9 protein-coding genes and 1 pseudogene are annotated in these 10,149 nt (G+C 40.6%); 5 read left to right on the top strand and 5 right to left on the bottom strand.

Annotated elements, in window-relative coordinates:
• Positions 1–853 (top strand): iron-containing redox enzyme family protein (locus tag AAC037_RS10780; RefSeq protein ID WP_339903000.1); only part of this gene is annotated, 853 nt, incomplete at its 5' end.
• Positions 854–861: 8 nt separating this feature from the next.
• Positions 862–1,758, top strand: coding sequence for a hypothetical protein (locus AAC037_RS10775; RefSeq protein WP_339902999.1), 897 nt, complete (start codon positions 862–864; stop codon positions 1,756–1,758).
• Between the two features lie 88 nt (positions 1,759–1,846).
• Here the strand turns inward: AAC037_RS10775 and AAC037_RS10770 are convergent, their stop codons facing one another.
• The 5 genes from AAC037_RS10770 to AAC037_RS10750 form a co-directional block, all read right to left on the bottom strand.
• The gene (locus tag AAC037_RS10770) at positions 1,847–2,842 is read right to left on the bottom strand and encodes a YhdH/YhfP family quinone oxidoreductase (protein WP_339902998.1); all 996 of its coding nucleotides are present in this window, start codon (positions 2,840–2,842) and stop codon (positions 1,847–1,849) included.
• Positions 2,843–2,966: 124 nt separating this feature from the next.
• The gene (locus AAC037_RS10765; RefSeq protein WP_339902997.1) at positions 2,967–3,962 is read right to left on the bottom strand and encodes an ion channel; all 996 of its coding nucleotides are present in this window, start codon (positions 3,960–3,962) and stop codon (positions 2,967–2,969) included.
• 356 nt (positions 3,963–4,318) lie between these two features.
• A complete protein-coding gene (locus AAC037_RS10760) occupies positions 4,319–5,071 on the bottom strand; it encodes an SDR family oxidoreductase (protein ID WP_339902996.1) in 753 nt (250 codons plus the stop codon).
• Between the two features lie 8 nt (positions 5,072–5,079).
• A complete protein-coding gene (gene denD, locus AAC037_RS10755; protein ID WP_339902995.1) occupies positions 5,080–6,045 on the bottom strand; it encodes a D-erythronate dehydrogenase in 966 nt (321 codons plus the stop codon).
• A 16-nt stretch (positions 6,046–6,061) separates the two neighbouring features.
• Positions 6,062–7,423 carry an SLC13 family permease gene (locus tag AAC037_RS10750; RefSeq protein ID WP_339902994.1) on the bottom strand — a complete coding sequence of 454 codons (1,362 nt, stop codon included), beginning with the start codon at positions 7,421–7,423 and terminating at the stop codon, positions 6,062–6,064.
• A 178-nt stretch (positions 7,424–7,601) separates the two neighbouring features.
• Here AAC037_RS10750 and AAC037_RS10745 point away from each other — a divergent pair, with 178 nt between their 5' ends.
• The 3 genes and pseudogenes from AAC037_RS10745 to AAC037_RS10735 form a co-directional block, all read left to right on the top strand.
• A complete protein-coding gene (locus AAC037_RS10745; RefSeq protein WP_339902993.1) occupies positions 7,602–8,318 on the top strand; it encodes a TIGR00730 family Rossman fold protein in 717 nt (238 codons plus the stop codon).
• A gap of 4 nt (positions 8,319–8,322) precedes the next feature.
• The gene (locus AAC037_RS10740) at positions 8,323–9,264 is read left to right on the top strand and encodes a lytic transglycosylase domain-containing protein (protein WP_339902992.1); all 942 of its coding nucleotides are present in this window, start codon (positions 8,323–8,325) and stop codon (positions 9,262–9,264) included.
• Positions 9,265–9,324: 60 nt separating this feature from the next.
• Positions 9,325–10,149: pseudogene (locus tag AAC037_RS10735) on the top strand (hypothetical protein); the annotation flags it as partial.

The raw sequence follows: 10,149 nt of genomic DNA, 5'->3' as shown, positions 1-10,149 counted from the left end.
TTTTATTATGGTAGAAGAATTGATGTATTCGGGAAAGTTGAGAAGGGGAGACAAAGTCCTTTGTATGGTGCCGGAAAGCGGGAGGTTCATCACTTCTTTTATGCAATTAACAGTGGTAGGGAAAAGCGAAGAAAAAAAAGTATATCCTCCCAGAGAAATAGTGCCTCCTGAGCTGATCATTGAAGCAAACGAAACTTCGGAATGGTTGATACGTAGCCTGTCTCGGGTATGGATTGACTTTGAATCGGCTTTATTGAAAGTGCCTATTGTGGCCAAAATACACGATGGAAGTTTGAGTATGGCTGATTATAAGCTATTGTTGACAGACCTAAGGCAACAGGTTATTGATGGCTCCCAGTGGATATCCAGAGCTGCCTCCAATATTGACATTGATTTATTTGACTTGCGTTCTGCCTTTATTAAACATACGGCTACTGAGCACAAGGATTACCAGATGCTAGAAAGAAACTTCGAGGCTTTGGGAGAAAACCCGGAAACCATAAGGTCTGGTGAAAAAAATATTGGAACAGTAGCCTTGACTTCTTTTATGTTTCAACAGGCGAGCAAAGCCAACCCGATAGATTTGTTAGGTTCAATGTTTATTATTGAAGGAATAGGCAAACGGCTGGCGGGTTATTGGGGGGAATTGATGCAAGACCAGCTGCAATTGAAAAACAGCCAGGTCTCTTTTTTTACCTACCATGGGACAGCGGATGAAAATCATTTTCACAACCTGGAAGAGGCCTTGGATCATCCCAAAATGAATATGGAAATAGCCAAAAAGATTGTGAAAACAGCCAAGATAACGGCGAAATTATACCGCATGCAATTGGAGGAATTGGGGAATTACTAGGGAGCAATATGAAAGACAATATATTAGATTTATCGCAACATGACGAGCGAGATCCCAACCCTTGGTTGGCCTTGTTTCTGGATGACAGCATCCCGATTAACCAAAGGACTAAGTTGGTTTTGATGAGGGACAATTCTTCAAAATCCGTAAGGTATTTGTTGCCTTTTATCGAGGTGGGATCCAAGATCAGCATGTTTTTCATTCATATTTTTAAGTTTTTCTTTCCCAAACTTATCAATTCATCCAAGATCCTTCACAGGGTTTTGGCCTGGGGACTCAAGCGATTTGTTAGTCCGGATGCCAATTTGTTAATTTTCAGGCATTTTCATATAGGTACCGAAATTCTGCAATTTATTGCCGGAAATATTTCCAATGTAGAAATTGTGGGAAGTCCTCTCAAGCCCAAAGATTTTGAGGATGTAAAAGACGATCTGTTCTTAAAGCATGACCTGAACTTATACAATTTTGTCATCCGATTGAATCGACAATTAAAAGAGAAAAACATTACTATTGGTCCGCCGGAGAACTTAAACCTCAGCATGATCACTGAAGATCAATTTGACCATATTGACTTTCCGGACAAGTGGACTAATATTTTGGACTTGAGATCTGCCATTGAGCTTTTCACTCCTTTTTATCAACTCTTCCTTACTTCCAATGATTTTATCAGGGCTTCCAATTCATTGCAATTGGACGAAACCATTGCCATTTATGCCTCTCAAATACTTGGCACACCCGGGCATCTCGGCTTAATCAATAACAAACATCCCATGGTTCCTGTGACCACCTATAGTGCTGCTTACCGTTTGGTACTTCACGGTCTTGCCGCAGAAACACTACATGAGGTGCTGGTGAAAATGAAGTTAAATAAGGGGGCTGATGGAGTAGTGATGCCAAAAAAATAGAGAAAGGTTAGCCACTTGCAAGGGGAAATACCTTTGCAAGCAACTGACCTTCTGGTTGCGGAGTAGTGTTTTGGAATAAATATCCCATTTACTCAGTTATTTTTATTATTGTTCTACCTTTTAATCTACCTTCTAGGATCAGGGCTATTTTTTCCGGAAGTGAAGCCAAAGATATTTCATCGTAGGCTTCAGAAAGCTGAGAAGGCTTCCACTCTTCAGCCAGTTTATTCCAAACCTGTTCTCTATAGTTCATAGGATAATTCTGCGAATCAATCCCTATAAGTGAGATCCCTCTTAAAATAAAAGGAAAAACGGTAAGGTTGAGCTTTGGTGAGGCCACATTGCCGCAGCAAGTGATTGCCCCCATAGGAACTGTAGATTTAATAATGTTCTCGAGGATCACACCCCCAACGGTATCTATTCCTCCTGCGTAAGCAGGTTTCAACAATGGTCGTTTGTCTAAATTTTCAAAGTCAGTTCGGAGTATAATTTCTTGAGCTCCCAGCTTCATCAAATAGTCTCTTTCATGCTCCTTGCCCGTGATGGCGACCACAGTATATCCCAGTTTAGAAAGAATGGCTACACTCAAGGCACCTACTCCTCCGGAAGCTCCTGAAACAAGGATTTTGCCATCTTCAGGCTTTACCAATGCTGTAAGCCGCAATACTGACATCCCTGCGGTAAGACCTGCTGTCCCATAAATCATGGCTTCTTTCATGCTCAGGTGTTGAGGTAATTTTACCGCCCAGGCTGCAGGAACGCGAATGTATTCACTAAATCCTCCGGAGGTGTTCATCCCCAAGTCATAACTGGTAACAATTACCTTATCCCCCTCATTAAAAGTAGTGTTTTCAGATTTAGCAACCACCCCTACCGCATCAATGCCCGGGGTATGGGGGAAATTTCTAGTAACGCCCTTATTCCCTGAAGCCGAAAGGGCATCCTTATAATTAAGGGAAGAATAGGAAACTTTGATTAATATATCCCCTTCGGGTAAAGACTCAATATTTCTTGTTTTAATGGATCCGCTAAAGTCTCCCTCCTTCTCTTCAACAACAAAGGCTTTAAATTCTTGATCATTCATGGTAGCTGTTTTTATTTGATGCTATTTCAGGTTTTCATCACAAATTTTATGCCTTATGTACTCTGCCTGACATTTCGCCATGGGGCTCCATAAAAACTAAAAAATAAGTGTTATTTTGGACCAATTAACTCATGCTTTTTTCCCATTTCCATCCATCATTTTTTACCAGGTTGGCAATAAAGGCTCTTCTATCTTTAAGGGTAGCTAGGCGGAGTTTTGCTGTTTCTTTCGGAACTTGCTTGGTTAATGATTCCAATTTAGTTTGGTAAGGAAAGTCAGGGACTGTTTCAGTTTTGAATGAATAAGAATTTTTTGTCACTTTTAAATATTTGTTCATGGCCTTGCGGAGGTTATTCCAAATATAAGTCTTGTCTGACTGATCAATATCGTAAACTTCCTGAATACTCAAGGCTTCATCCAACTTGGCAAGGTTGAGTTGGGGAGAATATTTTGGATTTTCTGAATGGAAATAAAGGAGCACAGGGTAAGCCAATTGTTGCTCACACTGCATAAGAATCATGGGGTACAAATCTTTGAATTGTTCATGCAATATATTAAAATTAGTTCCATTCCATCCGTTTAAAATTATTTCGGTGGGGGTATCTCCGAGGTTTGAAATATAAGTAGCTAACATGCGCTGCTTCACTACTGCATTCATTAGCGGAATAAAATAAGAAATGGCTATGGACAGTAAAAACATTCCATTTAAACCCGTGAAATTCGAAATAATACGCCAGAAATCGTTTCCGGTTTTCAAGTCACCATTGCCTAGTGAAGTTAGTGTATAGCCAACATAATAAAATTTTGCCGTGATGCTTGCAGGCAGTTCCGTAGATGTTTCTACAATTGAGTGAACATATGAATTGTAAATGAGCCCATATCCAATCATAAGCAACACCGCCCAAAGAGAAAATAAAGTCACGACAATTAATGGACCTGCGTTGCTCAAAATGGATACCCGAGAAAATTTTCCTGAAATAAAAACACTCGCTCGCCAAACATTTCTTGCAACAAAATTCGAAATTTTACTTCCCCCATTTATTCGGAGAATGGTAGACAGTGCATCCAAATTCGTTACAATAACGATTAGTATTCCGATTAATAATAAAATAATGTTCATTGATAGTATCCGTTTAAATCATAAAGGCTTGTTGCCGGCTGAATCCGGAAAATCAAAATTGCCAGTTATTCGTAATTTCCAATCCTTTAACATTCCTTTTAATGTAGGCTTAGGCTAAATGGAGGTTATAGATTAATTGGCCCGGACTTTCCGGAGTTTCAATTAATTAATCTCTTTCAGCAAAAATACTTCCATTAACAATGAGAGGCCGTCCAAAAAATATATTACTAACAATTTCCAAGCCTGTTGTGAGATTTTTTTGCACGGAAATTAAAAGCTAAAGGGCGGCTTAAATGGAATTTTAAAAAACATGGAATGCTTTTAAGAGGCGACACGATTGGTCAATAGCCAATAGGTCAACCTCTGCCAATATAGGGCATGCCATTGGCAATGATGGTCATAAAGGGTATGTTGGCAGCAGGGGGCAGGCCGGCCATGTAGACGATTGCTTTTCCTATTTCCATGACATCCATGGTCGGTTCGATCTTTCGGGAACCATCTGCCTGTAGTGTACCTTCTTCCATTTTCTTGGTCATGTCACTTTTTGCATTGCCAATGTCGATCTGCCCACAAGTAATGTTTTGATCTCTTCCGTCGAGGATAGTAGATTGTGTTAGGCCGGTTACGGCATGTTTGCTAGCGGTGTAAGCCACAGACATAGGCCTTGGAGTATGAGCAGAGATAGAGCCATTATTAATGATGCGTCCACCTTTTGGCTCTTGTTTCTTCATCAGTTTAAAGGCTTGCTGTGTACAAAGAAAAGCTCCGTTCAGGTTGGTGTCCACTACCTTTTTCCAATCATCAAAACTCAGCTCTTCCAATGGAATGGCAGGAGCATTTACTCCAGCATTGTTGAACAATAAGTCTAATCGCCCATATTTTTCTTGTATTTTTTCAAACAACGCTTTGACACTTTCCGGAGAGGTAATGTCTGCAGGGAAGATCAAGTGGTCGTTTTTGATACAAAGGCCGGCTGTTTCTTTAAGGCTTGCTTCTCTCCTTCCGGTTAATATAAGGGTCCAATTGTCCTTAGCCAAAGCTTGAGCCACGGCCCTTCCAATGCCTGAACCCGCTCCGGTAATTAGTGCCGTTTTTATTGTGCTTTCCATCGTTGAGTTTATTTTTCAGGTACCTGAATATTTTCTTCTTGAATATAATTGGTAATGATTTCTATAGTGTTTTTATCTGCGGTGAAGCCCAAGGCATCCGCTTTTTTGGTGTCGAAATTTGGTGGCCAGGTAAGGACAATGCTTTGCAGGAAGGCATCAGGTTGATAAGAAATAAGCTCCGTAATACCTTTATGTGTGACTTGCTCCAGGCTATCGATCATTTCCTGCACCGTCACAGTTATGCCGGGGAGATTTATGGTGCGATCCTCTCCGATGGTTTTTGCCGGTAGTTGGGCTGCATGAATAAAGTTACGGACCACTTGTTTGGGCGAGAGTATCCAAAAAGGGGAAGAAGGTGCAACGGGGTAGCTGGTAGGTTGGCCGTTCAAAGGTTCTCGGATGATACTGCTCAGAAAAGAAGAAGTTGCCGCGTTTGGTTTGCCGGGCCTTACGGTGATGGTAGGCAATCTAAGGCATCTGGCATCCACAAAACCGCGCCTGCTAAAATCATTCATTAAAAGATCAACTATTGCTTTTTGTGTGCCGTAGGAACTCTTTGGTTTGGGGGCTGTTTCTTCGGTGAGCACCTGATTTACATCTCCTCCAAATATCCCACAAGAGCTGGCAAATACGATCTTTGGGCAATAGGCCAATTCCCTGCATTTTTCTAGTAGATGCAAGCTGCCATGCAAGTTAACACGCATGCCCAAGTCAAAGTTTTTTTCAGCTTCACCACTAACCACTGCCGCCAGGTGGAAGATTAAATCAGGTTTTTTTATCAAAAGGGGGGTAATAATGGTTGGATCGCTAAAATCACCTTCAACGCATTTGAATCCCGGGTTTTTGGTAATTTTATCCGGAAATTCCCTGTCAACCAAGGTGATTTTACCCTTAGATTGGGGCTGTTGTTGTAGCCATTCTGTAGCAAGTCTGCTGCCAATAAATCCACCACCTCCTATAATTAGTACATTCATGTATTTGGGTTTTTGTTTAGACAAAAGGGAATATATAAGAAAGTAACCATACCTGTGCCATGCCAAGCAAAGAAATGGATGCGAGTAGGAAAGTCCATGTTTTAAGGGCTTCTTTTTCGGTCATCCCGCTCATTCTTGCCACCACCCAAAAGGCACTGTCATTCATCCAAGAAATAAATAATGAACCAAATCCCATGGCCATTAATAAATAAACGGGATGAAAACCCAAAGCTTGGCCATCTCCAATCAAGGCAGACATAATGGCTACACTGGATATCATGGCTACAGTTCCGGAGCCTTGGGCTGTTTTCAGCACTGCCGAAATAAGCCAGGCAAGGGGAATAAAGTGCAAAGGGAAATTTTCTGTAGCCATTCCAATTGCCTTTCCTATGCCACTATTATTAATCATGGCCCCATAGGCGCCGCCGGCACTGGTAATAAGAATGATTACCCCTCCAATTTCCAAGGGTTTACCTACTTTTGCCCACAATTCGCCTGAGGCCATTTTTTCAGATTTAGCCCAAAGGTAGAGGGCTGCCCCTGCTCCGGCAGCCATGGCCAAATTTTTATTTCCCAGAAAGACCAACCATTCGGGGACATTGCCTGTAAGGACTTGAATCATGGTGCCAGAGCCTATCATTAATATGGGTAATACAATGGGAGCAAGTGCCCACATCATAGAAATTTCCGAAGCATCTCTGGTTTTTTCAGGCAATTTAATCCGGATAGGTACCACCATTTTTTTATTGATCCTCTTGCCCAATAATATAACCAGAATTGCTGGGGCGATTCCTAAGATAATTCCGGAGAGAATCACCGTCCCCAAGGGTATTCCCAAACTTTCGGCCATGATTAAAGGGCCGGGAGTGGGAGGGACAATGCTGTGAGTAATGGCGGCACCTCCTCCGATGGCCATTACATAAAGGATATAATTTTTACCGGTTTTAAGGGCCAGGCTAATACCCAAGGGGATGAGTAGGAAAAAAACAGTATCCAAAAACACTGGAATGGAAAGCAAAAAGGCGGCGATAAGCAAGGCCAATGCAGCTTGTTTTTCCCCAAGTTTTTTTAACAGTTGGGTGACTATTTTCTCTGCAGCCCCGCTTTCAAGCATGGCAGTACCTATGATGGCTGCCAAAGCGATAACCCATGCTATTTTCCCTGCCATTACTCCAAAGGCGATCATGGGTTCATCCAGGGCTGCGGCTATCCCCTCACTTTCCATTAGGTTGGGTGTCATCAGGCCCACATACACTGCCGCCAAAACTAGGGCGACAAAAGGATGAAACTTCATTCGGGACACCAATACTACCACCAAAGCGATACTTGTCAATAGAATGGCAAAAGGCCAATATTCAGCATTATAAATTGATTCCATACTTTAAATAAGGTAAAATATTCTGGAATTTAATGCTTAGGCATTTTTAATTCGAATTTTTGCAACAAAGATTTTTATATTATTTATAAAAGTCGTTTGTTTACTCGATGCTGATGGTTTACATTAGAAAAAAAAATATTGCTATAATTTTAGATGTTTAGTTTTTGATTGGATAAGAATGGAAGAAGGTAAAGAGGAGGACAAAATTAGGAGGGCCTTTAAGGAGAAAGACTGGGCCGAGATAAAGAGTGCAGATTCTTGGGTAATTTTTAAAGTCATCAGTGAATTTGTGGAGGGTTTTGAAAAGCTAGCCAAGATAGGGCCTTGTGTTACGATTTTTGGTTCTGCAAGAACAAAATCAGACCACCCAAATTATAAGACTGCTGAGGCCATTGCGGCCAAGCTGGTGAGACATGGATATGGAGTAATTACCGGTGGCGGTCCGGGGATTATGGAAGCAGGAAATAAAGGTGCTCATTCTGAGAGTGGAAAGTCTGTAGGGTTGAATATTGTTTTGCCTTTTGAGCAGTTTAATAACGTTTATATTGACCCGGACAAGCTCATTACTTTTGATTACTTTTTTGTTCGCAAGGTTATGTTTACCAAATATTCCCAAGGCTTCGTGGTATTACCGGGAGGTTTTGGTACAATGGATGAATTGTTTGAAGCCTTGACGCTTATCCAAACCAAGAAAATAGGACGTTTTCCAATAGTGCTGGTTGGGAAAGTATATTGGGAAGGTTTAATTGAGTGGATAAAAACCACCATGCTGGAATCATTTGAGAACATTAGCAAGGAAGACCTCGATCTATTTGTTTTGGTGGATACTGCCGATGAGGCTGTCAGCGCAATTGACGAATTTTATAACAAGTACTTACTTTCTCCAAATTATTAGTCCATTGAAAAAGAAGCATATTTACAATTTATACTTCCTGGTTGCTTTGCAATTTGTGATTATAGGATTTTTGTTTTACCAAAGCAAGGAAGAAAAAACACAATTGCCTGCAAGTGAAGGGGAAGCTGCAACATTGCGTGCAGGGGAGGCGAGAAGTAAGCCACGGGTGAAAATATTTGATCTTCCGGATAAGCCGGAATTTGCAGGAGAGAAAGTACCTGTTGAGCAGCCTGATGTTTTTGAAAGGTTTGAACGTGAAGTTTATGTCAATGCTTATTGGGAATCCAATGCCTTGTTGATGCTAAAGCGATCAGGGAAATATTTTCCGTTTATTGAAAAGACTTTAGAGGAAAATGGAATCCCGGACGACTTTAAATATGTAGCCATTATTGAGTCCGGATTGCTGAATGTAACCTCTCCTGCTGGAGCCAAAGGATTTTGGCAATTTATGAGAGGAACTGCAGGAGATTTTGGTTTGGAGGTCAACCGCTATGTAGATGAAAGGTACCATTTCGAAAAGGCAACCATTGCAGCATGTAAATACATCAGGGCCGCCTATGGGAAGTTCGGCAATTGGACAAGCGTAGCGGCCAGCTATAATTTAGGAATGGCAGGTATTGCCCGAAGGAAAAACCAACAGTTAAGCCCTGATTATTATAACCTTTACCTGAATGAAGAAACCAGTAGGTATATTTTTAGGATTTTAGCCATGAAGGAGATTTTCGAAAATCAGGCCAAATATGGATTTGAACTTCAAAAGGAAGACCTGTATTCTTTGCCTCCTTTGAGGGAAATAGAGGTTACCGAAAGTATCGATAACCTTGCTGCATGGGCTGTTGAGCACAAAAGCAATTATAAGGAAGTGAAAATCTACAATCCCTGGTTGATCAATACCAAACTCAATGTAAGAAAAGGGCGAAAATATGTCATAAAATTACCTATGTAAAAACCTTTTCTTAAGGAATTGGTTTTTATCCTTAACTTAAACGGAATAAAAACCTATTGTATGAAAAAATCTATCATTATTACCTTTTGTATTGGGCTAGTTATGCTTGGTTTTTTCTATTTATTGCCTGTATTGGTCAACAGTTACCTTAATAAAAATGCGGAAACAATTGTAAGCAATATGATTGTTCGTACCAATGATTTTGCGGGGCATGAGGTTAATTTTGGTAAAATCAGCTTGGATTATAATTATCAAGGCACTTTTTTGAAAATGGATTCAGTCCATATTTATCCAGGAGAGAAATTAAAAGAGGAGAATAAAATAAAGTTTAACCTTTCATTTAAAGAGGCCAGTCTCACTGGTTTTCAATGGGTTGATTTTTTGTTTTACAACAGCATTCACCTGGACTCAGCCTATATAGCAGATGTGGTTTTGGAAACCCTTACGCCGGATTTAGAAGAAATCACCGATTCAATGGAGCAGGGACAGGGAAATCAAGGAGAAAACTACAAAAAAATTAGTCTCAATCATTTTAGGGTCAACCAAGCCTATTTTAGAAACAAAGACAGTAAAACTGATTCCACCCGATTATTGATCAAGGACCTTTTTATTTTTGCAGATGGTTTTAGCCTAACTGATCAGGATATCGAGAGTCAGCAAGCCTTATTTTCAGTAGATAATATTGAAGGATACCTTGAGGATGTTCAGCTGCATGTCAATGATTATATCAATGTGGTCGAGGCGAAGGAACTCGCCTTTAATACCAGCGAGCAAAAATTAAGTATTGAACAGATAGGTTTTAACAACAAGCTTAGAAAGTATTCCTATATCAACCGCTTTGTTAAAGAAACCAATTGGATGGAATTTAATGATGCGAGGTTGGAG

The sequence above is a fragment of the uncultured Cyclobacterium sp. genome (genome assembly GCF_963976465.1).
Taxonomy (GTDB): Bacteria; Bacteroidota; Bacteroidia; order Cytophagales; family Cyclobacteriaceae; genus Cyclobacterium.
This window is presented reverse-complemented; position numbering and strand designations above follow the sequence as displayed.